This window comes from Corallococcus sp. AB049A (genome assembly GCF_003668885.1).
Taxonomy (GTDB): Bacteria; Myxococcota; Myxococcia; order Myxococcales; family Myxococcaceae; genus Corallococcus; species Corallococcus interemptor.
In genome coordinates this window covers 1-22,362 of the sequence record NZ_RAWL01000105.1, presented here as the reverse complement: position 1 = coordinate 22,362, position 22,362 = coordinate 1, and the positions used below count along the sequence as shown (strand labels likewise).

Below are 22,362 nucleotides of genomic sequence, written 5' to 3'. Positions count from 1 at the left end.
CCCCACCAGCGCGGAGCGGTAGCTGGACATGCCCCGGCGCACACCGCGCGCCAGCACCCGCACGCCCATGGCCTCCATGCGCGCGCACACGAAGGGCGGCGCCCAGGCCGCGTCCGCGCGCCCGGACAGGAGGTCCTTGGCCAGGGTCTCGTAGCTGGTGGCCACGCTGACCTCCACCAGCTTGCCCAGCGCGCGCTGCAGGAACGACGCGAGCCGTTCCGCGCGCTCGCGCGCCGTCTCACTGCCCAGGGACGGCGGCAGGCCGAAACGGAAGGAGTGCCGCGAACCAGAGGGGACGTGCGGGGTCATACGACTCCCGGTTTACCCCTGCTGGTCCAACCGCGCCACTTCATCGTCAGCCAGACCGAACGTTGCCTGGAGCAGATCCAGGATGCGCTGCTCCGCGTTACTCGTCCGCCCGGAGGCGTGGGCAATCTTCGTGGCCAGCTGGTAGGCCTTCACCCGCTGCGAGTGCGTGGCCAGCCCGTGCGCCAGGACCTGGAGCCGCTGGGGCAGGCCGTCCGTGGCCAGCGCCGCCACGGACTCGCTCACGAAGCCCTGCGCCCGCTCCGGGCTCACGTTCTGGAAGAGCGGATCCGCCGCGAAGCTCTCCACCATGGCGCGGGCCTCCGCCTCCTTCAGCTGGCCGTCCGCCGCCAGCACCAGCACCATCACCTCCGCGAACAGCCGCTCCAGGGGCTCGCCCAGCGCCTCGGACAGGCTGCCGCCCTGCTCGATGACGTCGATGATCTGCGCGACCTCGTCCTCGGAGATGCCCAGCGCCGCCTGGAACGTCTTGAGCAGCCCCAATTCCGACCGGGTGGCCCGCTGATCCGCCAGCGCCACCGCCGCCGCCAGGCCGAAGGCCAGCATCCGGTTCTTGTGGTCCGGCAGCCTGCGGCGCAGCGAGGAGAGCACCTCCTCCAGGTTGCGCGCCTCGGCCAGCCGCACCGCGCTGGTCTCCACCAGCAGGTTCAGCTCACCGGATTGCGTGCCCTCGAACTCCGGGCGCTCCAGCACGCGCGCCAGCAGCGTCTGCATCTCGCGCTGGGACACGCTGCCGTCCGCCATCGCGGCCAGCAGCATGGCCTCCACCAGCGCCGCGTTGCGCTCCTTGCGCGCCTTTACTGCCTGCTCTCGAGCCATGGACTGGCGCTCCCTTGCGTCTCGTTGGTGGGGGGGGTGGCCACGGGCCCGTCTTCCGTCGCGTTCAGCGGGTCCGGGTTCAGCGTCTTGTCCAAGAGGTGCGTGGGCCGCACGTTCGACATCGCGTTGAGCAGGCTCTGGCGGACGTTGGGGATCTCCTTGCCCAGGTCCTCCACCAGCTTCTGCATCCGCTTGCGCTGCAGGTTCTCCTGCGAACCGCACAGGTCGCAGGGGATGATGGGGAACTGCTTCTCTTGCGCGAACTGGATGATCTCCTTCTCCGGCGCGTAGCACAGCGGCCGGATGACCACGTTGCGGCCGTCGTCGCTCTTCAGGAGCGGCGGCATCGCCTTGAGGCTCCCGGCGAAGAACATGTTCAGGAGCATCGTGTGGATGAGGTCGTCGCGGTGGTGGCCCAGGGCGATCTTGTTGCAGCCCAGGTGCACGGCGGCGTTGTAGAGGATGCCCCGGCGCAGCCGTGAGCACACCGAGCACTGCGTCTTCCCGGGCGGGGTCTTCTCCAGGACGATGCTGTAGGTGTCCTCCTTCAGCATCTTGTAGGCGTAGCCTTCCTTCTGGAAGTAGCCCTCCAGGATGTGGCCGGGGAAGCCGGGGTGGCCCTGGTCCAGGTTCACCGCCAGCAAGTCGAACTTCACGGGGGCTCGCCGCTGCAGCTCTCGCAGCAGGTGGAGCATCGTGTAGGAGTCCTTGCCTCCCGACACGCCCACCATGATGCGGTCCCCGGCCTCGATGAGGCGGAAGTCCGCGATGGCCCGGCCCATGTGGCCAAGCAGGCTCTTTTCAAGACGTTGGGCGTCGTTCATCGGCGGGGCCATCCTAGCGGCGGTTCGGGAAAAAACACGTCAAAGGGGCGGGCCGGTCCGCTAGCCTGCTCCCCGCGATGCCGACCTTCCCTCAGGGTGCCTTGGATGTGGTGGACCGCGCGGGCGAGGAAGCCGCCACGCGGGTGCTGGAGGCCGCGCCGGAAGTGGCGGTGGATTTGGAGGCGGACGCCATGCACGCCTTCCGCGCCCGCCTGTGCTTCCTCCAGCTGGGCACCGACACGGACATCTTCCTCTTCGACACGCTCCAGCCGGGCGTGGATCCGCGCCTGCTCTCCCCCATGATGGAGGACCCCGCTCGCACGAAGTACTTCCACGCCGCCCAGGGTGACCTGCAGTTCCTGGCGGAGGCCGGCGTGCGCGTGCGCGGCCTCTTCGACACGCACCGCGCGGTGACGCTCCTGGGGTGGCCCAAGGTGGGCCTGGCGGACCTGGCCCGCGAACGGCTGGGCGTGGAGCTGCCGAAGGAGCACCAGCAGTCCGACTTCTCCCTGCGTCCCCTGCCCCCGGGCATGCGGGACTACATCGCCAACGACGTGCGCTACCTCTGTGAGCTGGGCCGCCAGGTGCGCGACGCGTGCCGCGAGGCGGACATCCTGGAGGAGGTGCTGCTGGACTGCGACCGCATGTGCGCGGAAGCGGAGGCCCGGCCGGAGGTGGGCGCCGAGTACAAGCCCAAGCTGTCCCGAAGCGGCCTGTCCACCGCGCAGTACGCGCTCGCGTACGCCATCGCGCAGGGGCTGCACAAGCTGCGGCTGGAGTGGGCGGAGAAGGACAACGTGCCCATGGGCCGCATGCTGTCCAACATGGCCATCACCGACCTGGCGCTGAAGCAGCCGGACACGCACAAGGACCTGGCGCGCGCGGCCGGCGTGCGCGGCGCGGTGGTGCGCGCCCACGGCGACGCCATCCTCGCCCTCATCCGCGACCACCAGCAGAAGGCCGCCCGGGGCGAGCTGGACCTGGACCGCGAACAGAAGGGTCCGCGAGACCCCCACCGGCGCAAGCGCGAGGACGCGCTCAAGGCCTTCCGAGTTGAACAGGCCACCCTGCGCAAGGTGACGCCCAGCGTGGTGCTGACGAACCCGCTCATGGACGCGCTCGCGTCCAGGCCGCCCGCGAGCGTGGAGGAGCTGTCGCAGCTGCCCTACCTCGGGGAAAAGCGGATCAAGCTGTATGGCGACAAGCTGGTCGAGCTGCTCAAGCCCTTTCCGGTGCTGGGAAGCTGACGTTCGCCCCCGACGAAAAGGCAGCTGGAGTACGATTCGGCTGAATCGTGCGCGGGGCTTGTGCATCCGTTGCCGGCTCGCTGTCCATGACCCTGGAACGCAGATGTTGAAGCCCCATCTGCGGCCTGGGTGCCGGTTGCGAGATCCGCGTGCGTGCGTACCTTTGACGCCGCACAAAGGGAGGGCGTGGCCATGTTGGGAGCCAGGACAGGCGGGGCGCGGACAGAGGTCTCCCGGTGCATTGCCGCGAGCCTGAAGTGCCAGTCGGCCTGCGAGGCGGGCATGGCGCGGCTGACGGCCCAGGGCATCGCCGCGGACGACGACGCGGTGCGGCTGCTGCGCCAGTGCGCGGAGCTGTGCGAGCTGAACGTGCGCGCGCTCCAGAAGGAGAGCCGGCTGTCGCGCCGCACCGCCAGCCTGTGCTTCGAACTGAGCAACCAGGTGGCCCGCGCCGCGTGGCTGGAGGCGCAGGACCCGGACTCGCACGCGCTCGCGCGGGACGCGCTGCACCTGGCGCGCGCGTGCCGCCCGCTGGTGTTCGCGGCTTAGAGGACGCTAGAGCTTGATGCCGTACAGCGCTCCGTACTTGCCGCGCAGGTACGCCAGGAAGTCCTTGTCCGTGAGCCCCTCCCCGGTGATGGCGCGCACGCGCTCCTCCGCGGGCAGCCGGAAGCCGTGCGAGTGCAGGTTCGTGCGCAGCCAGTTGAGCAGCGACGACGTGTCGCCCCGCGCCAGGTCCGCCTCCAGTGACGGCAGCGCCCGGTTCGCGGCGGCGTACAGCGAGGCCGCGTAGAGGTTCCCCAGCGAGTACGTGGGGAAGTAGCCCAGCTCTCCCCAGGCCCAGTGGATGTCCTGGAGCACGCCCTGCGTGTCGTCCGGGGGCGTGATGCCCAGGTAGCGCCGCATGCGCTCGTTCCACGCGGCCGGCAGCTCCGACACGGGCAGCTCGTCGCGCAGCATCGCCAGCTCCAGCTCGTAGCGCAGGGCGATGTGCAGGTTGTACGTCACCTCATCCGCCTCCACGCGGATGAGCGACGGCACCACGTGGTTGATGCCCGCGTGGAAGCCGTCCAGGTCCACGTCCGCCAGCGCCTGGGGGAAGGCGTCCTTCAGCGCGGGGAAGTGGGACACCCAGAAGGCGCGGCCCCGGCCCACCAGGTTCTCCCACAGGCGGGACTGGGACTCGTGCAGGCCCATGGAGGGCACGGACGCCAGCGGCGTGCGGTGGTGCTCCTCGGAGAAGCCCTGCTCGTACAGGCCGTGGCCCGCCTCGTGGAGCGTGCCGAAGAGCGCGGCCGGCGGCCACGTCGCGTCCAGGCGCGTGGTGAGGCGCACGTCCTGCGCGTGCACGCTGTTGGTGAAGGGGTGGATGCTCACGTCCTGGCGGCCCGCCTCCAGGTCGAAGCCCACGGCCTTCAAGAGCCGCATGGTGAACTGCCACTGCTGGGCCGTGTCGTAGGTGCGGCCGGAGAGGAACGCGGGGAAGGGCCGCTTCAGGCCGCCCAGCGCGGCCACCATGGGGATGAGCGCATCGCGCAGCGCGGTGAGCACCGGCGTCAGGCGCTTGACGCGCATGCCGGGCTCGAAGCCCTCCAGCAGCGCGTCGTAGCGCTCGCCGTCGTGGCCCTGCGCGTCCGCCTGTTCGCGGCGCAGGGCGAGCAGCTTCTCCAGCGCGGGCTGGAAGCGCTCGAAGCGCCTGGTGGAGCGGGCCTCGCGCCACGCCGTGAGGCCTTCGCCCTGCGCCTCCGCCAGCGCGGTCACCAGCCGGGCGGGCAGCCGCACGGCGCGGTCGCGCTCACGGGTGAGGACGCGCACCATGGCGCGCTCGTCGGGCGTGAGGGCTTGGGCGTCCGGCCCCCCTTCCCCGGCGCGGGCCAGGGCCTCGCCCAGGCGCGGGTCCACCAGGCGCTCATGGTGGAGGGACTGGACGGTGGCCAGCTGCTGGGCGCGGGCGGTGGCCGCCTTGGAGGGCAGGTAGACCTCCCGGTCCCAGGAAGCCAGGTTGATGACGCTGTTCAGGTCGTTCAGCTCATGCATCCGCGCGCGCAGCCAGGAGTCCATGGCCTGTGTTTCTAGCGCGCTTCCAGGGTATGAGGACGCCCGCGATGGCCAACATCCTCCAATTCTTCATGGCACCCGACGACGAGGTCGCCTTCTTCCGCTTCCTGGAGCGCCACGTCCTGGAGGTCTACCCCCGCCGGGTGCCCCCGGACTGGGTGCCCTTCCGCGCCACCGCGGAGAACATCCCGCGCCTGCCCGAGGAGGACCTCTACCTGGTGGCCAGCGAGATTGGCCCCGCCATGGTGGACAAGGTGAAGCGCGGCCCGGACAAGGGCTTCTGGCGCATCGACGAGGTGCGCTCGCCCGTCATCTTCATCGAGCGCTCGCGCCGCAACGAAGAGGGCGAGCTGCTCAGCGGGAAGATGTGGGTGGAGCTGGAGGTGACGTCCCAGACGGGCCGCCGCGACGCGGCCCCGGACAAGTTCCGCCGCCTCTACCTGGAGGTGGAGGAGTTCGTGAAGAAGACCTTCCGCCGGGGCGACCCGAAGGACTTCTTCGTGGGCAACCGCGCCGCGCGCCTCTTCAAGGAGGGGCTGGTGCTGCGCGACTCCGCCTTCCGCGGCGGCACCGTGGTGCCGCACAAGTAGCCCCCGCTCAGGCGGCGGTGTCCTGTCCCCGCGCCGCCGCCACGTCCACCTGGGCCTGGGCCCCGGGCTCCCTCCGGGCCTGGGCCTTCACCAGCCGGGGCGCCAGCACCAGGGCCAGCGCCAGCGGCGCGAAGAGCATCGCCGGGAACTGGAAGCGCAGGTCCGGGTTGGGTGACAGCACCAGCCACGCGGCCGTGTTGGTGAGCGCGCACTGCATGGCCAGGAGCACGCCGATGCTCCGCTGACGCCACAGCACGACCCCCAGCGCCGCCAGCAACAGGTACAGCGACGGCGCGGGCTGCCACATGGAGACGCGCTGCCAGCGCTCACCGATGGAGGCCTTGAGCAGCATCTGGGTGTATTCCCAGTTCAGCTTGGGGAACCAGGAGTGCGTCTTCCAGCCGAAGAAGTTCCGGTCCACCGCGTTGCCGCTCGGGTCGAACGGGCCGATGTAGAGCCTCGAGTCCAGCGCCCACAGATAGCGGGTGACGCACACCCACTGGTCGAAGACGGCGTCCGGGTGGCTCTTCGCGAAGCGCCCCACCACGCCCGCCAGCTCCAGCGCGCGGCCCTCCAGCCGCTCCGGGTGCTCGAACAGCGGCGAGCCGGGCCAGATGAGCCGCCCCACGGCCTCGCAGTCATAGAGCCGGCGCCAGTCCTCCAGCGGCATGAGGGACGTGAGCGTGCGCACGTCCTCCGGGGGCAGGGAGTCCGCGTAGTGGGCCGCGGTGCCCAGCCGGTGGATGCTCAGCACCTGCGTGAGCAGCGGCGGTGACGGCTTCACCCCCGCCGCGATGTACACCGGCCCGCGCACCAGCAGCGTCAGGCCCACGCCCACGATGGCCAGCGTGCCGCGCTGCCGGGTGCCCCGGTAGCGCCACAGCGCGCTCACCAGCAGCGGGAACGCCAGCAGCGGACCGTTGTGGCGCAGGAGGCTGATGCACGCGACGCACAGGCCCAGCCGCGCCGCGTCCTTCACCGTGAAGACGCCGGTGCGCTCCGCGCGCAGGACGATGAGCACCACCCACAGGCACATCAGCGTGAAGGGCGCGTCCTTCCACACCGCGATGACGTTGGTGCCCAGCGCCGGAGACAGCGCGGCCCACGCCACCACGGCCCACCGCGCCCAGCCCGGCGCCTTCCAGTGGCCCAGCTCCTCCAGCACCTTGCCCATCAGCGCCGCGAACAGCAGCACCTGGAGCCCGCTCACCGCGGCCATGGAGTCGAACGGCCCGGCGATGAGCCACAGCCACCACGTGTGGAACGGCGGGTGCCAGTTGAGGAACTCGCGCTTGACGACCTGGTCCCACTGCAGCAGCGGATCAAACCCGATGAGCCCCGGGAAGTAGAGCGCCCACAGGAAGCCCCACGCCAGCGCGAGCGGCAGCGCGTACTTCGCCCAGCCCGCGCGGCTCCGCGCGAACGCGGCCGCCGTCCCCGTCCCGAAGCGCGCCTCCAGCAACAGCCACAGCAAGAACCACGTCCCCAGCACCATGCCCGGGTCCGCGACGTCCAGCGCCCAGAAGCCCGGCAGCAGCCGGGGAACGGTGACGGTGGCGACGCCGCCTTCGTCCACGCGCTGCTCGAACGTGAGGGGCGGGGGCTGTCCGAAGAGCAGCGGCGCCCGCATGCCCACCCACGTCACCTGGGACACGCGCCGCTCGGACATGTCCGTCAGCACCACCTCCGCGGACACGGAGCGGCGGGGCAGCGGGATGCGCACCTCCTGCATCCCCTCCGGCACGCCGTCGCCCAGCACCTGGGTCAGGGCCTCCGCCGTGAGCGGCATGGACTGGGGGCCGTGGCCCTCGCGCTGGAAGGTCACGCCGCCGGTCTGCGGCCACGACACCTTCTCGTAGCGCAGCCGCAGCTCCGCGGGCGGTCCCGCCTGGTACTTGAACAACGGCCAGACCGCGAGCGCCGCGATGAACGCGATGCCCGCGAGTCCCCCGGCCGGCAGCCTCCGCCCTCGCGGCGAAGCTGCCGTGCCCCCTGCTGACTCGGTCATTCCTGCACTCCTGAAACCATGGCGGGTCCCCCCCGGCCGGGTCCTTCGCGCTGCCTAGCTGCCCGTGGCGCCGGTGAGCCCCGGCCGCAAGAGCGGGGCCTCGGAGACGAACTTCAGCTCCGGGTGCTTCTCCTCGGCGTGCTGGAGCGCCCAGTCGTCACGGAAGAGCACCAGGGGCAGCCCGTCGCGGTCCTGCACCGTCTGACGGTTGCCTTCCCAGTCGAACTGCTTCGGGTCGAAGTTCTGGCCCACCACCCAGCGGGCGTGGCTGAAGGGCAGCCGGTCCAGGGCGATCTTCGCGCCGTACTCGTGCTCCAGGCGGTACTGCAGCACCTCGAACTGGAGCGCGCCCACCACGCCGACGATGGGGTCCTTCATGCCCATGGAGAGCTGCTGGAAGATCTGCACCGTGCCCTCTTCGGACAGCTGCTCCAGGCCCTTCTCCATCTGCTTGCGGCGCAGGGGGTCCTTGGAGCGCACGATGGCGAAGAACTCCGGGCTGAAGCGCGGCACGCCCTCGAAGAGCACGTCCTGCGAGCCTTCCGCCAGCGAGTCGCCGATGCGGTACTGCCCCGGGTCGAACAGGCCGATGACGTCCCCCGGCCACGCGTCTTCAATGGACGTGCGCTCGGCGGCCATGAACTGGCTGGGCTTGGCGAGCCGCACCTCCTTGCCCAGGCGCGAGTGGAAGGCGTTCATGCCCTTCACGTAGCGGCCGGACACCACGCGCATGAACGCGATGCGGTCGCGGTGCGCGGGGTCCATGTTCGCTTGAATCTTGAAGACGAAGCCCGCGAACTTCGGGTTCGTGGGCTCGCGCGGGCCCTGCGTGGTGGGGCGCGACGTGGGCGCGGGCGCCAGGTCCAGGAACGCGTCCAGGAAGGGCCGCACGCCGAAGTTGGTCATCGCGCTGCCGAAGAACATGGGCGACAGCTGGCCCGCGTCCGACTTCTCGCGCGTGAACTCGTCCCCGCCGATGTCGAGCAGCTCGATGTCCTCGCGGAGCTTCTCCAGCTCGTTCTCCGTGAGGACCGTCTTGATCTCCTCCGAGTCGATGGGCACCGAACGCTCCGCCACTTCCGACTCGCCGTGCGAGCCCTCCGCGGAGAACACGTGCACCACGCGCGCCTGCCGGTCGTAGACGCCGCGGAACTCCGGCCCCATGCCAATGGGCCAGTTCATCGGGTACGAGCGGATGCCCAGCACCTGCTCCAGCTCGTTCATCAAATCGAGCGGCTCACGGCCGAAGCGGTCCAGCTTGTTGACGAAGGTGAAGATGGGGATGCCGCGCATGCGGCACACCTTGAAGAGCTTCTTCGTCTGGGGCTCCACGCCCTTCGCCGCGTCGATGAGCATCACCGCCGCGTCGGCTGCGGAGAGCGTGCGGTAGGTGTCCTCGGAGAAGTCCTGGTGGCCCGGGGTGTCCAGCAGGTTCACCGCGTGGTCGCGGTAGCTGAACTGGAGCACGGACGACGTGACGGAGATGCCGCGCTCCTTCTCCAGCTCCATCCAGTCGCTGGTGGCGTGCCGCCGCGCCCGCTTGGCCTTCACGCTGCCGGCCAGGTGGATGGCGCCGCCGTAGAGCAGCAGCTTCTCCGTCAGGGTTGTCTTTCCCGCGTCGGGGTGGGAGATGATGGCGAAGGTCCGTCGCCGGGCGACCTCCCTCTCGAGCTCGTTGGCCATGATCCGAGGCCAACTATCACGGGCGGTCGTTCCTTGCAGCTGTGCAAGCAGCGCCAGGAGGTCCGGCCGGGCTCCGGCCCTCCGGGGCAGCCCTCCCTCAGGCCCACATCGGAGCACGCCATGCAGCGCATCCTCCATGCCACGGGCACCCCCTGGGAGCCCCGGGTGGGCTACTCGCGGGCGGTCCGCACGGGCCCCTTCGTGTCCGTCTCCGGCACCACCGCCACGGACGCGGCCGGCCAGCTCGTGGGTGAAGGGGACGCGTACCGGCAGGCCGCCCAGGCGCTGTCCAACATCCGGGCCGCGCTGGAGGCGGTGGGCGCCCGGGTGGAGGACGTGGTGCGCACGCGCATGTACGTCACCGACATCTCCCGCTGGGAGGAGATTGGCCGCGCCCATGGGGAGGTGTTCTCGGCCATCCGCCCCGCCACCTCCATGGTGGAGGTGAAGGCGCTCATCGACCCTCGGATGCTGGTGGAAATCGAAGCGGACGCGGTGGTGGCGTCCGCCCTGCCCTGACCCCGCCCGGTGCCGGTCCGTGGGGTGGCCGTCCTCCCGGTGAGTCCCTACCTTCCAGGTACCATGGGCGTCGAATGGAAGAGCAACATCGACATCGCTGACGCGCTGGAGCGGGTGGCGGACCTGCTGGACACGCAGGACGCGATGCCCTTCCGGGTGGGGGCCTACCGCAAGGCGGCGGCGACCATCGCGAACTGGCCGGACTCGGTGGCGCAGGTGCTGGCGGCCGAGGGCGAGGCAGGCCTGCGGGCGCTGCCCGGCGTGGGCAAGAGCATCGCGGGGACGGTCGCGGAGCTGGTGCGCACGGGACACGTGGGGCTGCTCGAGCGGCTGGAGGGTGAGTCGTCCCCCGAGAGCCTGCTCGCCAGCGTGCCCGGCATCGGGCCGGAGCTGGCGAAGCGCATCCACGAAGAATTGGGCATCACGACGCTGGAGGCGCTGGAGCTGGCCGCGCACGACGGACGGCTGGAGCGCGTGGAGGGCTTCGGCCCCCGGCGCGCGGAGCAGGTACGCGAGGTGCTGGCGGCGCGGCTAAGCCGCAACCGGCGGGAGCGCGAGCGGGCGAGGACCCACGCGGGAGAGGACGAGCCGCGCCCGACGGTGGCGCTGCTCCTGCGCGTGGACGCGGACTACCGGCGCAGGGCGGAGGCCGGGGAGCTGAAGCGCATCGCGCCCAAGCGCTTCAACCCCTCCGGAGAGGCCTGGCTGCCGGTGATGCGCGAGCACGCGGACGACTGGAACTTCCGCGCGCTCTTCTCCAACACGGCGCTGGCGCACCAGCAGAACGCCACGGACGACTGGGTGGTCATCTACTACGACCAGGACGACGTGGAAGGCCAGTACACGGTGGTGACCTCCCACGTCGGGCCGCTCAAAGGCAGACGGGTGGTGCGAGGGCGCGAGGACGAATGCCTCGCGCACTACGCCCGCGAGGACGCGGCCCACGAAGCGCCGCACGCGGGAGCCTGATTCAAGCGCTCACGGCGCCGGTGAGTACACGTCCACCGCCACGCGCGCGCCGCCGCTTCCACTGCCTCCCGCGACGAGCACCCGGCCCGAGGGCAGCAGGGCCAGCCCGTGGTGCGTGTTGCGCGTGGAGAGGATGCCCGCGGGCGTCCACGCGTTCATCGCGGCGTCATACACCTCCGCGGAATCGAGCACGCCCAGCCCCGAGCCGCCCTCCCCTGTCACCACCAGCACGCGCCCCGTGGGCAGCAGCGTGGCGTGCGGCAGGTAGCGCGGCATGCTCATGGGCGCCACGGTCTTCCAGGTGCCGTGCGCCACGTCGTACAGCTCCGCCGAGCGCAGCGGTCCATCCACGCCCCAGCCGCCCGCCACCAGCACCTGGCTGCCATTGCCCAGCGGCACCGCGATGTGGCCGTAGCGCGCCACCGCCATGGACGCCGTGGGCCTCCAGGTCCCCGTGGCCGGGTCATACAGCTCCGCGCTCGCGGTGATGGCGTCCGTCCCCGTGGAGCCGCCGCCCATCACCAGCACCTCGCCCGAAGGCAGCGCCACCGCCGCGTGGTACGTGCGCGCGCGCGCCATGGTCCCCGTGGGGCTCCAGGTGCCCGTGGCCGGGTTGAACAGCTCCGCGCTCGCGAGCGTGGAGGCGGTGCTCGCGCCCGACGCGCCTCCCGTCACCAGCACCTTGCCGGAATTCAGCAACGTCGCGGTGTGACGGGCCCTCCCTGTCACCAGGCTTCCCACCTGGGTCCAGGTGTCCGTGGCGGGCGCGTACACCTCCGTGGCGGACAGCCACGTGGACGCATCCTTCTGCCCGCCGCTCACCAGCACGCGGCCATCCCCCAGCGGCGTGGCCGAGTGCAGGAAGCGCGCGGAGCTCAGCGCGGCGGTGTCCCGCCAGGTGTTCGCCGCCTCGTCGTACAGCGCGGCCCCGGACAGCGCGCTGCCCGAGGTCGACACACCGCCCGCGATCAACACGTGTCCCGTGTTCAGCCGCGTGGCGGTGAGCTGCGAGCGCGCGGTGCCCAGGCTCGCGGCCGTGCTCCACGGCAGGACGGACGGGCGGTAGCGCTCCGCGGAGGCACTGCGCGAGCCCGCCTGGGGCACGCCGCCCAGCACCAGCACCTCTCCCGACGCGAGCAGCACGGCGGCGTGGCTGATGCGGCGCGACGACATCGTCGCCGTCTCCGTCCAGGTCCCGGTAGCCGGCGTGTAGAGCGCGGCGCGGTCCAGGTAGGGCTGCCCGCCCGTGGAGCCACCCGTCACCAGCACCTGCCCGGAGGTGAGCAGCGTCGCGGTGTGGAAGACGGACTGGAACGGCAGCGAGCCCTGGGACGTCCACGTGCCGGTGCCCGGGTCGAACAGCTCGGAGGTCTCCGTCGCGAGGCTGCCCGCGAACCCGCCCGCCACCAGCACCTGCCCGGAGGTGAGCAGCGTCGCCGTGTGCCCCATGCGCTGGGTGACCATGCGGCCCACCGCCGTCCACTCGCCCGTCGCGGGGTCATAGCGCTCCGCCGTCGCGAGCACGTCCCCGTTCGCGCTGTCCCGGCCGCCCGTCACCAGCACCCGGCCATCCGGCAGCAGCGTCGCCGTGTGGCCCAGCCGGGCCGCGCTCATCCGGCCGGTGACGGTCCAGGTGTTGGTCGAGGGGGTGTAGAGCATCGCGCTGGACAGCGCGTTGCCAAAGCCGCTGTCGCCGCCCACCACCAGCACCCGGCCATCCGGCAGCAACGTCGCGGTGTGCTGGGAGCGGGGCAGGTCCAGTCCCGTCGCGGCGGACCAGCCGTTGGTGTCCGGGTCGAACAGCTCCGCGCCGGCCGAGGCCAGCACGGAGGTGCCGCCGCCCACCATCAGCACCTTGCCGGAGGACAGCAGCGTGGCGGTGTGGCGCTGACGGCTGGTGCCCATGGCGCCCAGCGAGAACCAGCGGTTGGTGCGCGGATCATACAGCTCCGCGGCGGACGTCCCTCCGCCCGCGACGAGCACGTAGCCCGAGCGCAGCAGGGTGGCGGTGGCGTCCACGCGCACGGAGGCCATGGTGCCGGCGCTGTTCCACGCGGACGTGTCCAGGCGCGAGGTGGACGTGGACGTGGAGGCAATGGAAGACGGTGCTTCAGGGGCACAGGCTGTCGCGCACGCAAGCGCGAGCGCGGCCAGCAGGCCGTGGAAACGGATACGGATCATCGAGGGGGGAGGTCCTTCACTTCGAGGGGGATGCGGCCTACGGCCGCCAGGGGGGCGGCCCTTAACCCAGACGCAGGAAAGACAACAGCGGAATCCCTATCAGCCAGACTCCACGGGTATAATCTGGCTTCATGCGACTGTTCCTCGCCGCCGTGTTGAGTTCGTTCCTGTGGGGCTGTGGCGCCACCCAGCCCGTCGTCGCGACGCACTACCGCTCCCATTCCCTCCAGGAGCAGGGCGACCTCCGGGTCGGCGGATACATCTCCTCCGAGTGGTCACTCCAGACCGCTTCGTACTGGCTTGAAGGACCGGAGGGCCTGGTCCTCATCGACACGCAATTGCTGCCCTCCGCGCTGCGCAAGGAGCTGGCGTTCGCGAAGGACGTCACCGGCAAGGAGCCCAAGCTCGCCATCGTCCTGCACGCGAACCCGGAGAGCTTCAACGGCACGGCCCTGCTCCAGGAGCTGGGCGTCCCGGTCGTCACCTCCGGCCCGGTGCGCGAGCGCATCCCCGCGGTCCACGAGAAGTGGGCGCCGTCCCTCTTCAAGCAGTACTGGAATGGCCGCTACCCCCGGGAGCTCGTGCTCGCGGACAGCTTCGGCGACAGCACCCGCGAATTGAGCGCGGCCGGAGTGACGCTCAAGGCCCACGTCCTGGGCGCGGGCTCCAGCGCGGCCCACGTCGTCGTGGAGTGGGAAGGCCACCTCTTCACCGGAGACCTGGTGGCCCGGGACACGCATAACTGGTTCGAGGGCGGCGACACCACGGAATGGCTCCAGCGGCTGGAAGAGCTGCGCGCCCTGAAGCCGAAGTGGATCCACCCGGGACGCGGCCTGCCCGGCGGGCCCGAGCTGCTGGACGCGCAGGCCGCCTACGTCCAGGCCGTGCGGGAGGAAGTCACCCGCGAGCGCCACGCGGAGCACCCCAGCAGCGACCCGCTGGCGACCGTGGAGGCCCGGATGAAGGCGCGCTACCCCGGCTACGCCTACGACAAGCTCCTGCTCCACGTGGTGCGCGCGGAGTGGGCCCGGCAGGCGCGCAGGCCTTGAAGCTTCGGTGAGGCCTCAGCTGCTGGCGGACGTGTAGTGGCGGATGGACATCAGCCACACCCACCGCGCCACCGACGCGAAGGCCACCGAGCCCACCACCGCGCCCACGAGCCACGTCCAAGGCAGCCGGCCCAGCAGCGCGAGCGCGGGGAAGGTGGTCATCAGCGCCAGCGGGATGATGAACGTGAAGACCCACGACAGCGAGCCCCGGAACACCGAGGACGGCCAGCGGGCGGCGTCGAAGATGGACGTGAACAGGTACGTGAGGTTGTCCACCTTCACCACGAAGAAGGCCGCGCTCACCACGAGGATCCACATCGAGTAGAGGATGAGCATGCTCGTCGCCAGCAGCACCAGCGACGCGAAGATGCCCGGCAGCGACGGCCATCTGCCCAGCGACACGAACGCGTAGACGAACAGCCCCACGCCGGACAGCACGTTGACCGCGCGCCACGGCAGGAAGCGCTGCGTGGACACCAGGAACTGCGCGTCCGCGGGCTTGAGCAGCACGAAGTCCAGCGTGCCCTTGCGGATGTGCTCCACCATGCCCGTGAGGCTGGGGCTGATGGCGCCCTCCAGCACGCCCTGCAACAGCGTGAACCAGCCCACCACCAGCAGCGACTCCTGGAACGTCCAGCCCTCGATGCTGGGCCGCGCGCCGAAGACGACGAACAGCGGCGCCAGCGCGGTGAACGTCCACGCCAGCGACGTCAGCCCCTCCGCCAGGAAGTCCGCGCGGTACTGCAGCGCCAGCAGCCCGGAGGCCTTCAGCTGCACGCCCAACAGCCGCAGGTAGCGCTTCACGTTCACCACCGCCCTACCCTCCGAACGCCGCGAAGCGCGCCAGGCCCCGCCGCCACACGGCCATGGACACCACGCCCAGGCCCGCCACCCACGCCCACTGCGCTCCCAGCAGCGCCCACGCCTCCCTCGCGCCGTGCGCCCCCGTCAGCAGCTCCACCGGCAGGCCCATCTGGTAGCGGAACGGCAGCCACTCGATGACGGTGCGCACGCCGGGCGGGAAGAACTCCACCGGGAACATGTACCCGGAGCAGACGAAGAACAGCACCATGTAGACTTCCATCAGCTTCTGGCTGCTCTCCAGGAACAGGCTCAGCGTGCCCAGCAGCACGTTCAGATAGAACGTGATGAGCCACGCGCCCACGATGCCCAGCGCGAACAGGCCCCAGCCTCCCAGCGACGTGGGAACGGCCCGCTCGGCGCCCGCCGCCCACACGCTGATGCCCAGCACGGGCAGCACGATGGCGACGCGCAGCGGGATGCCCGCCAGCACCTCCGTCGCGTACGCCAGCAGCGGGGAGATGGGCCTGAGCAGCCGCATGGCCAGCGTGCCCTGCTTCACCTCGTAGCTGACCAGCCACGCCACCCAGGAGCTGGTCATCTGCCGCACGCAGAAGGCCGCGAGGAAGTAGCCCGTGAACTCCGCCTGCCCGAAGCGGCCCACCGCCCCGCCTCGCGCCACCGCCGACCACAGGGCCAGCATGATGAGCGGCATGGTGGTGGCCAGCACCCAGATGACCATCTCCGCGCGGTAGGCCACCGCCTCGGAGAAGCCGATGCGCAGCATCGTGGGCAGCGCCTTGAGCGACGTGCGCAGGCTCACGCGGGCACCGCCTCCCGGGCCGCTTCCGCCCGGCGCGCCTTGCCCTCCTGGAACAGCTCGCTCATGACCTCCTCCAGGGGCGCGTTCTCCACCGTCAGGTCCGTCACCGGCAGCGTGGACAGCGCGCGGCCCACCGTGGCGTTCACCGCGTCCTGCTGGACTTGCAGCACCGCCGAGCCCGGCTCGTGCGACACCACCTTGCCCAGCGCCGTGAGCAGGCCCGCGTCCACGGGCTGGCCCAGCCGCAGCACCACGCGCTTCTCCGGGCGCACGCGCTGCACCAGCGCGTCCAGGCTGCCGTCGTAGGACAGCTGCCCCTTGTCGATGACGATGACGCGCGGGCAGAGCGCCGCCACGTCGTCCATGTAGTGGCTGGTCAGGATGAGCGTGGCGCCCGTCTTCTCGTTGTACGCCTTGATGAACGCGCGCATCGTCACCTGCATGGACACGTCCAGGCCGATGGTGGGCTCGTCCAGGAAGAGCACCCGGGGGCGGTGGATGAGGGCCGCGGCCAGCTCGCACTTCATCCGCTCGCCCAGGCTGAGCTGGCGGGTGGGCTTGCCGATGAGGTCCTCCAGCTCCAGCAGCGACACCAGTTCATCCAGCGTCTGCTTGTACTGGAGGCGGGGCACGTCGTAGATGGCGCGGTTGAGCTCGAACGTCTCCGAAGGCGGCAGGTCCCACAACAGCTGCTGCTTCTGCCCCATCACCAGCATGATCTTCTTGAGGAACGCCTCCTCGCGTAAGCGGGGCACGTGGCCATCCACGGTGACCTCCCCCTCGGACGGGTGGAGCAGGCCGGCGAGCACCTTGAGCGTCGTCGTCTTGCCGGCGCCGTTGGGCCCCAGGAAGCCCACGCGCTCCCCGGGCTGGATGTCGAAGGAGATGCCGTCCACGGCCTTGACGGTCGTGTAGCTGCGGTGGACGAGCGAGCGCAGGGCCGCCTTCAGGCCAGGCGGGCGCTTGTGGACCTGATAGTGCTTGCGCAGTCCGCGGACGGAAATCATGGCGGAGTGGGTTTAACGCGGTCGCCTCCGGGTGGCGACCCCTGATGTGAAGGCAACGATGAGCAACGCATACAGCAAGGACCTGGAGCGATGGCTGCCCCGGCTCATCTCCGTGTGGCGCGCGTCCCGGGGCCGGGGGGACGGGCCGGAAGGCCGCCTCACGCCGCAGGAGGTCAAGGAGGTGGGCGCGGGCGTGAAGCAGCTGTCGCACGGCCTCACCCGCGAGCGTCAGCTGGCCGGCGCCCGCTACATGGACGACCCGCGCCTCTTGGGCGCTTACCTCCTCTTCTACTGGCCGGTGTCCTACGCCCAGGCCCGTCAGGTGCTGGGAGAGCTGCCCAACCGCCCTCGCCAGGTGCTCGACCTGGGCAGCGGCCCGGGCCCGGTGGCCTTCGCCGCCATGGACGCGGGCGGCAGCGAGGTGACGGCCGCGGACCGCAGCAAGCCGGCGCTGGAGCTGGCGCGCAAGCTGGCCACCGAGGCCGGCGAGGCCCTGGCCACGCGCGAGTGGGATCCGCTGAAGAAGAACGCCCAGCTGCCGGAGGGCCAGTACGACCTCATCACCATGGGGCACGTCATCAACGAGCTCTACGGCGCGACGGATGAGGCGCTGAAGCCGCGCGCGGCGCTGCTGGAGTCGGTGCTCGCCAAGGTGAAGAAGGGCGGCAGCCTGCTGGTGATGGAGCCCGCGCTGCGCGAGACGAGCCGCAACCTGCTCAAGGTGCGCGACCTCCTGGTGGAGCGCGGCTACGCCATCCGCGCGCCGTGCATGTTCCGCGGCGCGTGCCCCGCGCTGGTGAAGGAGACGGACTGGTGCCACGCGGAGCGCGCATGGCCCATGCCTCGCGTGGTGGAGGAGCTGGCGCGCGCGGCGGGCTTCCACAAGGAATCGCTCAAGATGAGCTACCTGGTGGTGGCGCCCAAGGGCGAGGCCTGGCCGGAGCCGCCGCCGGGCCGGCTGTTCCGCATCGTCAGCGAGTCGCTGGAGGGCAAGGGCCGCCAGCGCTACATCGGCTGCGGGCCGGAGGGCCGCGTGGGCCTGGCGATGCAGGAGCGCCACCGCTCGGAGAAGAACGAGAAGTTCTTCCACCTGCAGCGCGGCGACGTCATCGAGGCGACGGACCTGGAGACGAAGGGCGACGGCTACGCGCTCGGGGAGAACGCCGAGGTGCGCATGGTGGCCCAGGCCGGCCGCGGCGTGCCCCCCGCGCAGAAACCCTGAGCGGGCACGACCAGGGCCAGGGGGCCACTCCGTAGGAGGGGGACAAGTCCTGGCCGCTGAAGCGCGAAATTTCCCGGGAGCGTGATGGTGGAACGCATCAGCGCACCACCACCGTGAAAGATGGACCGTGGCGAGTCGTTCTCGGGCTGACGTGGTATTTCTGAACGGCTCGCCCCACAGGCGCCGGCTGTTGTTAGGTTGCGCCGCACCTCATTCCCAAGGAAGGAATCCCGTGCCCGCACCCACGCCGTTGCGAACGCTCTATCCCCCCATCGAGCCCTACCGCACCGGCTACTTGAAGGTCACCGGGGGCCACACCCTGTACTTCGAGGAGAGCGGCAACCCGGAGGGCAAGCCCGCGGTGTTCGTGCACGGCGGCCCGGGCGGCGGCACCGACCCGAAGCAGCGCCGCTTCTTCGACCCGGCCGTCTACCGCATCATCCTGTTTGATCAGCGCGGCTGTGGCCGCAGCACGCCGCACGCCAGCCTGGAGCAGAACACCACCTGGGACCTGGTGGCGGACATGGAGCGGCTGCGCGAGCACCTGGGCCTGGAGCGCTGGCTGCTCTTTGGCGGCTCGTGGGGCAGCACGCTGTCGCTCGCGTACGCGGAGGCGCATCCGGAGCGCGTCACGGAGCTGGTGCTGCGCGGCATCTTCCTGTTGCGCAAGCAGGAGATTGACTGGTTCTACCAGCGCGGCGCGGACGCGATGTTCCCGGACGCGTGGGAGCAGTTCCTCGCGCCCATCCCGGAGGAGGAGCGCGGCGACCTGCTCCACGCGTACCAGCGGCGGCTGATGGGCGACGACAAGCACTCGCAGCAGGAGGCCGCGAAGGCGTGGAGCGTATGGGAGGGCCGCACGAGCTGCCTGTACCCCAACCCGGAGCTCATCGCGCGCAACGCGGGGGACGCGTTCGCCATCGCCTTCGCGCGCATCGAGTGCCACTACTTCGTCAACAAGGGCTGGCTGCGCACCGACACCCAGCTGCTGGACGACGTGCAGCGCATCCGCCACATCCCCGCCGTCATCGTGCAGGGGCGCTACGACGTCGTCTGCCCGCCGGAGAGCGCGTGGGCCCTGCACCGCGCGTGGCCGGAGGCCCAGTTCGTGATGGTGCCGGACGCGGGCCACTCCGCCAACGAGCCCGGCAACACCTCCGCCCTGATTGAAGCCACGGACCGCTTCCGCGGCCTGTAGCCTCAAGAGAGCCTTTGGGCCGGGACGTCACATGTCCTGGCCTTCGGGCTCCGGGGCGTCCATCTCCCACTCGCACTTGCGCGCGCTCCATACGAGGTGCGCCGCGTGCTGGCCCGCCATGGAGACGTTGAAGCGCCTCCATGCGTCCGGGCCCGGTTGATCCGCCGCGACCTCCACCAGCGACAGGTCGTCCGTGCTGCCCTGCTTCACCTGCGCCTGGAGCGCCAGGACGCGCTCCTTCGCCTGGGCCTGCTCCTCCAGCACGACAGCCCAGGGCGCTTCCGCTCCCAGGGCCCCCGTGGAGGACAGGACACAGCTCAGGATGGCGAGGACACTCCAGGCAGGGCGGACAGAGCGCATGGGAGCGAACTCCACCCCATTCCCCGCTCAGCGGCGAGGGGTCAGTGACTTCGCCAGCTCCTCGTAGAGGTGGATGGCGGAGCGGATGGCCTTCTCCCAGTCACCCAGGTGCAGGCTCTCGTTCTCGGAGTGGGCGTACGTGTACGGATCCTCCACGCCGATGAGCAGCGCGGGCACGCCGCCCAGCTCCTTGGCGAACGGCTCCACGAACGGGATGGACCCGCCGCACCCGATGGTCACGGGCTTCTTCGCGTAGCCCTTCTCCAGCGCGCGGAACGCCGCCTGGAAGGCCGGGTGCGACGAATCCGTGTACCACCAGCCGGACGCCTGGTCCTCGCGGATCTCCAGCTCCAGCCCCCACGGGCACACCTTCTTCAGGTGCTCCACCAGCCGGCGCTGCACGTCCTCCGGGTTCATGTCCGGCACCACGCGGATGCCCACGCGCGCCCACGCGGACTCCACGATGATGTTGCGCGCGTCCTTGCGGCTGCTGGCCTGGATGGCGTTGATGGCCAGGCTCGGCTGGCGCCAGTTCGTCTCCCACGGATGACGTCCGCCGCCCAGCAGCTGCACGCCCTCGCGGATGCCCGCCTGCTCGCGGAAGGTGGCCTCGTCACCGGGCAGCGCCTGGATGCTCTCGCGCTCGGAAGCCGTCAGCGGCTTCACCTGCTCCATCACGCCCTCGATGGCGATGGTGCCATCCGCGTTCGTCAGCGACGCCAGCATCCGGCACAGCGCCATCGCCGGATCCGGAATGGGCCCGCCCCACATGCCGGAATGCACCGCCTGCTGAAGCCCCCGCACCTCCACGTCCACCGTCACCAGCCCGCGCAGCGCCGTGGTGATGGAAGGCAGGCCCGTGTCGAAGTTCGTCGTGTCCGTCAACACGATGGCGTCCGCCGCCACCAACTTCGCGTGCTTCTGGAGAAATGCACCCAGGTGGTCACTGCCCGCCTCCTCCTCGCCCTCGATGATGACCTTCACGTTGAGTGGGAGTTGGCCGGTGCTCTTGAGCCACGCGTCCACGGCGGACGTGTGCACGACGATGCCGGCCTTGTCGTCCGCCGCGCCGCGGCCGTACAGGCGGCCATCGCGCTCCTGGGGCTCGAAGGGCGGGCTCTTCCACGCGGCCTCGTCTCCGGCGGGCTGCACGTCGTGGTGCGCGTAGAGGAGGAGCGTGGGGCGGCCTGGCGCCTTGAGCACCTCGCCGTAGACATACGGATGCGCGCCCTCGATTTCGAGCAACTGGACGTTTTCAAATCCACGGTCCTTCAGGAGGGCCGCGGTGGCCTCCGCGCTCTTGCGCACGAGGCCCGCGTCGAACCCGGGAAAGGACACACTGGGTATGCGTACGAGGGCCTTGAGGTCTTCCAGGTACGCGGCCTTGTGGGACTCGAAATGGGACAGCGCGGGGTCGGTGGACATGCCCACCCCTTAACCCAAAAGCCGAGCAGGCACGTGGGATGCGCGCGCCCAAACGTCGCGCGTCTTATGTATCCTGCCGCCCATGCCTGGACTACCTACCCTGCTGTTGGTGGATGACGACAGCTTCGTGCGTCGCATCCTCAAGGACGTCATCGCGGACACGGGGATCGACCTGCGGCTCTTGGAAGCGGCGGACGGGGAGGAAGGGCTGGCGCTGGCGCAGAAGGAGCAGCCGGCGGTGATGTTCCTGGACCTCTTCATGCCGAAGAAGAGCGGGCTGGAGGTGCTGGGCGCCATCAAGAGCGTTTCGCCGGACACGCGCGTGCTGGTCATCAGCAGCATGGACGCGGAGCCGGTGGTGGAGCAGGCCATCGCCGCGGGGGCGATGGGCTTCGTGGGCAAACCGTTCCATCCCCTGGAGATCGCCGCCGCCGTACGCCAGGCCCTGGCGTCCTGACTCCCCCGAGGTCCCCGTGTCGTCAAACGTTGTCGGTTACTGGGTGGGAGACTCGCTCGGCCGCGTGCTGGGCCCCCTCCAGCTGCAAGCCTTCCGCGACCTCATTTCGTCGGGTCGCCTGAAGACGGCCGTGCGCGCGTCGCGCGACGGAACGAACTGGATCGCGCTCCAGGACCTCCCGGAGGTGCGCGACCTGTTCACCACCGCGGCGCCCACGGCCTCCCTGGAGACGCAGCAGGCCGAGCGCCTGCGCAACCAGCTGCGGGGCCTGCTGCACCTGCCGCCGCACGAGGTGTTCGGGCTCAAGCCGAATGCGACGCTCGACGAGTTCCGGCTCGCCTTCTTCCGCATGGCGAAGCGCTTCTCGCCGGAGCACCTGGCGGCGGATCTGCATCCGGAGCTGCGCAAGGTCTCCGTCGAAATCTTCGACTTCCTCTCGAGGCGGATCCGCGAGGCGGAGACGCTCTTCCTCCAGGGCGCGATGCAGCCGCCCGCGCCCCCGCCGCCCCGGCTGGACATGACCGGTGCGCGGCCCGCCGCGCCGCTGCCCTTGAGTGGAACCGCGGTGCCCGCGCGTCCGCAGCCCGCGCGCCCGGTGGCCGCGTCCATTCAGCACACGCCTGTTCCGGGCTCCCTCACGCGTCCGCAGGCCGCGTCCATTCCGCCGACGCCCGTCCCGGGTTCGATGACGCGTCCGGTGGCCGCGTCCATTCCGCCCACGCCTGCACCGGGCACGATGACGCGTCCGGTGCCACCGCCCGCGCCGGCCCGGCCTCCGCCGGTGATGACGCCCAC

The 22,362-nt window shown here is 70.6% G+C and carries 21 protein-coding genes and 1 pseudogene; 10 read left to right on the top strand and 12 right to left on the bottom strand.

Translation table 11 applies throughout. The features are described from left to right. The 3 genes from D7X55_RS14060 to ttcA form a co-directional block, all read right to left on the bottom strand. Positions 1 to 309 (bottom strand): PhnD/SsuA/transferrin family substrate-binding protein (locus D7X55_RS14060; protein WP_147470109.1); only part of this gene is annotated, 309 nt, incomplete at its 3' end. A 12-nt stretch (positions 310 to 321) separates the two neighbouring features. Then, positions 322 to 1,146, bottom strand: a complete 825-nt coding sequence (locus D7X55_RS14055) for a tellurite resistance TerB family protein (RefSeq protein WP_120551365.1) — start codon at positions 1,144 to 1,146, stop codon at positions 322 to 324. Then, positions 1,125 to 1,982, bottom strand: coding sequence for a tRNA 2-thiocytidine(32) synthetase TtcA (gene ttcA / locus D7X55_RS14050; RefSeq protein ID WP_120551364.1), 858 nt, complete (start codon positions 1,980 to 1,982; stop codon positions 1,125 to 1,127). The genes D7X55_RS14055 and ttcA overlap by 22 nt, the downstream gene beginning before the upstream one ends. Positions 1,983 to 2,047: 65 nt before the next feature. Here ttcA and D7X55_RS14045 point away from each other — a divergent pair, with 65 nt between their 5' ends. Both D7X55_RS14045 and D7X55_RS14040 read left to right on the top strand, forming a co-directional pair. Further along, positions 2,048 to 3,217, top strand: a complete 1,170-nt coding sequence (locus D7X55_RS14045) for a ribonuclease D (protein WP_120551363.1) — start codon at positions 2,048 to 2,050, stop codon at positions 3,215 to 3,217. Positions 3,218 to 3,499: 282 nt separating this feature from the next. Beyond that, positions 3,500 to 3,766, top strand: coding sequence for a hypothetical protein (locus D7X55_RS14040; protein WP_233609846.1), 267 nt, complete (start codon positions 3,500 to 3,502; stop codon positions 3,764 to 3,766). Between the two features lie 6 nt (positions 3,767 to 3,772). Here D7X55_RS14040 and D7X55_RS14035 read toward each other — a convergent pair whose 3' ends face one another. Beyond that, the gene (locus D7X55_RS14035; RefSeq protein ID WP_120551361.1) at positions 3,773 to 5,278 is read right to left on the bottom strand and encodes a carboxypeptidase M32; all 1,506 of its coding nucleotides are present in this window, start codon (positions 5,276 to 5,278) and stop codon (positions 3,773 to 3,775) included. A 44-nt stretch (positions 5,279 to 5,322) separates the two neighbouring features. Between D7X55_RS14035 and D7X55_RS14030 the strand changes: the two genes are divergently transcribed. After that, entirely contained in the window at positions 5,323 to 5,865 is a 543-nt protein-coding gene (locus D7X55_RS14030) for a hypothetical protein (protein WP_120551360.1), read from the top strand. Between the two features lie 7 nt (positions 5,866 to 5,872). Here D7X55_RS14030 and D7X55_RS14025 read toward each other — a convergent pair whose 3' ends face one another. Both D7X55_RS14025 and D7X55_RS14020 read right to left on the bottom strand, forming a co-directional pair. Continuing rightward, a complete protein-coding gene (locus D7X55_RS14025) occupies positions 5,873 to 7,873 on the bottom strand; it encodes a hypothetical protein (protein ID WP_121723319.1) in 2,001 nt (666 codons plus the stop codon). Positions 7,874 to 7,927: 54 nt separating this feature from the next. Next, on the bottom strand, positions 7,928 to 9,556 hold the full coding sequence (locus tag D7X55_RS14020; protein ID WP_121723318.1) for a peptide chain release factor 3: 1,629 nt from the start codon (positions 9,554 to 9,556) through the stop codon (positions 7,928 to 7,930). A gap of 120 nt (positions 9,557 to 9,676) precedes the next feature. Here D7X55_RS14020 and D7X55_RS14015 point away from each other — a divergent pair, with 120 nt between their 5' ends. After that, positions 9,677 to 10,075 (top strand): RidA family protein, encoded by a 399-nt coding sequence (locus tag D7X55_RS14015; protein ID WP_120551374.1) that lies wholly within the window; start codon positions 9,677 to 9,679, stop codon positions 10,073 to 10,075. 63 nt (positions 10,076 to 10,138) lie between these two features. Then, positions 10,139 to 11,044 carry a helix-hairpin-helix domain-containing protein gene (locus tag D7X55_RS14010; protein WP_121723317.1) on the top strand — a complete coding sequence of 302 codons (906 nt, stop codon included), beginning with the start codon at positions 10,139 to 10,141 and terminating at the stop codon, positions 11,042 to 11,044. A 9-nt stretch (positions 11,045 to 11,053) separates the two neighbouring features. Here D7X55_RS14010 and D7X55_RS14005 read toward each other — a convergent pair whose 3' ends face one another. Then, positions 11,054 to 13,225, bottom strand: a complete 2,172-nt coding sequence (locus D7X55_RS14005) for a kelch repeat-containing protein (protein WP_233609845.1) — start codon at positions 13,223 to 13,225, stop codon at positions 11,054 to 11,056. 131 nt (positions 13,226 to 13,356) lie between these two features. On the opposite strand from D7X55_RS14005, the gene D7X55_RS14000 reads away from it, so the two are divergent. Continuing rightward, the gene (locus D7X55_RS14000; protein ID WP_233609844.1) at positions 13,357 to 14,274 is read left to right on the top strand and encodes an MBL fold metallo-hydrolase; all 918 of its coding nucleotides are present in this window, start codon (positions 13,357 to 13,359) and stop codon (positions 14,272 to 14,274) included. 15 nt (positions 14,275 to 14,289) lie between these two features. Here D7X55_RS14000 and D7X55_RS13995 read toward each other — a convergent pair whose 3' ends face one another. The 3 genes from D7X55_RS13995 to D7X55_RS13985 are packed head-to-tail and all read right to left on the bottom strand — an operon-like array spanning position 14,290 to position 16,905. Continuing rightward, the gene (locus D7X55_RS13995) at positions 14,290 to 15,084 is read right to left on the bottom strand and encodes an ABC transporter permease (protein WP_121723320.1); all 795 of its coding nucleotides are present in this window, start codon (positions 15,082 to 15,084) and stop codon (positions 14,290 to 14,292) included. 7 nt (positions 15,085 to 15,091) lie between these two features. Further along, positions 15,092 to 15,898 carry an ABC-2 family transporter protein gene (locus D7X55_RS13990; protein WP_120552499.1) on the bottom strand — a complete coding sequence of 269 codons (807 nt, stop codon included), beginning with the start codon at positions 15,896 to 15,898 and terminating at the stop codon, positions 15,092 to 15,094. Further along, positions 15,895 to 16,905, bottom strand: a complete 1,011-nt coding sequence (locus D7X55_RS13985; RefSeq protein WP_120552500.1) for an ATP-binding cassette domain-containing protein — start codon at positions 16,903 to 16,905, stop codon at positions 15,895 to 15,897. Before D7X55_RS13985 ends, D7X55_RS13990 begins: the two co-directional genes overlap by 4 nt. A gap of 58 nt (positions 16,906 to 16,963) precedes the next feature. Here D7X55_RS13985 and D7X55_RS13980 point away from each other — a divergent pair, with 58 nt between their 5' ends. Both D7X55_RS13980 and pip read left to right on the top strand, forming a co-directional pair. After that, positions 16,964 to 18,127, top strand: coding sequence for a small ribosomal subunit Rsm22 family protein (locus D7X55_RS13980; protein ID WP_120552501.1), 1,164 nt, complete (start codon positions 16,964 to 16,966; stop codon positions 18,125 to 18,127). Between the two features lie 232 nt (positions 18,128 to 18,359). Further along, complete coding sequence (gene pip, locus D7X55_RS13975; protein WP_120552502.1) at positions 18,360 to 19,325, top strand: prolyl aminopeptidase; 966 nt, start codon at positions 18,360 to 18,362, stop codon at positions 19,323 to 19,325. Between the two features lie 27 nt (positions 19,326 to 19,352). On the opposite strand, the gene D7X55_RS13970 is transcribed toward pip, so the two are convergent. Continuing rightward, positions 19,353 to 19,685, bottom strand: coding sequence for a hypothetical protein (locus D7X55_RS13970; protein ID WP_147470108.1), 333 nt, complete (start codon positions 19,683 to 19,685; stop codon positions 19,353 to 19,355). Between the two features lie 27 nt (positions 19,686 to 19,712). Further along, entirely contained in the window at positions 19,713 to 21,110 is a 1,398-nt protein-coding gene (locus tag D7X55_RS13965) for a M20/M25/M40 family metallo-hydrolase (RefSeq protein ID WP_199746961.1), read from the bottom strand. Positions 21,111 to 21,192: 82 nt separating this feature from the next. Between D7X55_RS13965 and D7X55_RS13960 the strand changes: the two genes are divergently transcribed. Beyond that, on the top strand, positions 21,193 to 21,567 hold the full coding sequence (locus tag D7X55_RS13960) for a response regulator (RefSeq protein ID WP_120552505.1): 375 nt from the start codon (positions 21,193 to 21,195) through the stop codon (positions 21,565 to 21,567). Between the two features lie 16 nt (positions 21,568 to 21,583). Then, a pseudogene (locus D7X55_RS13955) lies at positions 21,584 to 22,362 on the top strand (TIGR02266 family protein); the annotation flags it as partial.

Bases quoted from the DNA above. Each gene is read 5' to 3' on its own strand.
- D7X55_RS14005 (WP_233609845.1), bottom strand. From the start codon at position 13,225: ATGATCCGTATCCGTTTCCACGGCCTGCTGGCCGCGCTCGCGCTTGCG.
- D7X55_RS14055 (WP_120551365.1), bottom strand. From the start codon at position 1,146: ATGGCTCGAGAGCAGGCAGTAAAGGCGCGCAAGGAGCGCAACGCGGCG.
- D7X55_RS13965 (WP_199746961.1), bottom strand. From the start codon at position 21,110: ATGTCCACCGACCCCGCGCTGTCCCATTTCGAGTCCCACAAGGCCGCG.
- D7X55_RS14035 (WP_120551361.1), bottom strand. From the start codon at position 5,278: ATGGACTCCTGGCTGCGCGCGCGGATGCATGAGCTGAACGACCTGAAC.
- D7X55_RS13980 (WP_120552501.1), top strand. From the start codon at position 16,964: ATGAGCAACGCATACAGCAAGGACCTGGAGCGATGGCTGCCCCGGCTC.
- D7X55_RS14030 (WP_120551360.1), top strand. From the start codon at position 5,323: ATGGCCAACATCCTCCAATTCTTCATGGCACCCGACGACGAGGTCGCC.
- D7X55_RS13985 (WP_120552500.1), bottom strand. From the start codon at position 16,905: ATGATTTCCGTCCGCGGACTGCGCAAGCACTATCAGGTCCACAAGCGC.
- D7X55_RS14025 (WP_121723319.1), bottom strand. From the start codon at position 7,873: ATGACCGAGTCAGCAGGGGGCACGGCAGCTTCGCCGCGAGGGCGGAGG.
- D7X55_RS13970 (WP_147470108.1), bottom strand. From the start codon at position 19,685: ATGCGCTCTGTCCGCCCTGCCTGGAGTGTCCTCGCCATCCTGAGCTGT.
- D7X55_RS14000 (WP_233609844.1), top strand. From the start codon at position 13,357: ATGCGACTGTTCCTCGCCGCCGTGTTGAGTTCGTTCCTGTGGGGCTGT.
- ttcA (WP_120551364.1), bottom strand. From the start codon at position 1,982: ATGGCCCCGCCGATGAACGACGCCCAACGTCTTGAAAAGAGCCTGCTT.
- D7X55_RS14010 (WP_121723317.1), top strand. From the start codon at position 10,139: ATGGGCGTCGAATGGAAGAGCAACATCGACATCGCTGACGCGCTGGAG.
- D7X55_RS13960 (WP_120552505.1), top strand. From the start codon at position 21,193: ATGCCTGGACTACCTACCCTGCTGTTGGTGGATGACGACAGCTTCGTG.
- D7X55_RS14045 (WP_120551363.1), top strand. From the start codon at position 2,048: ATGCCGACCTTCCCTCAGGGTGCCTTGGATGTGGTGGACCGCGCGGGC.
- D7X55_RS14040 (WP_233609846.1), top strand. From the start codon at position 3,500: ATGGCGCGGCTGACGGCCCAGGGCATCGCCGCGGACGACGACGCGGTG.
- D7X55_RS14020 (WP_121723318.1), bottom strand. From the start codon at position 9,556: ATGGCCAACGAGCTCGAGAGGGAGGTCGCCCGGCGACGGACCTTCGCC.
- D7X55_RS14015 (WP_120551374.1), top strand. From the start codon at position 9,677: ATGCAGCGCATCCTCCATGCCACGGGCACCCCCTGGGAGCCCCGGGTG.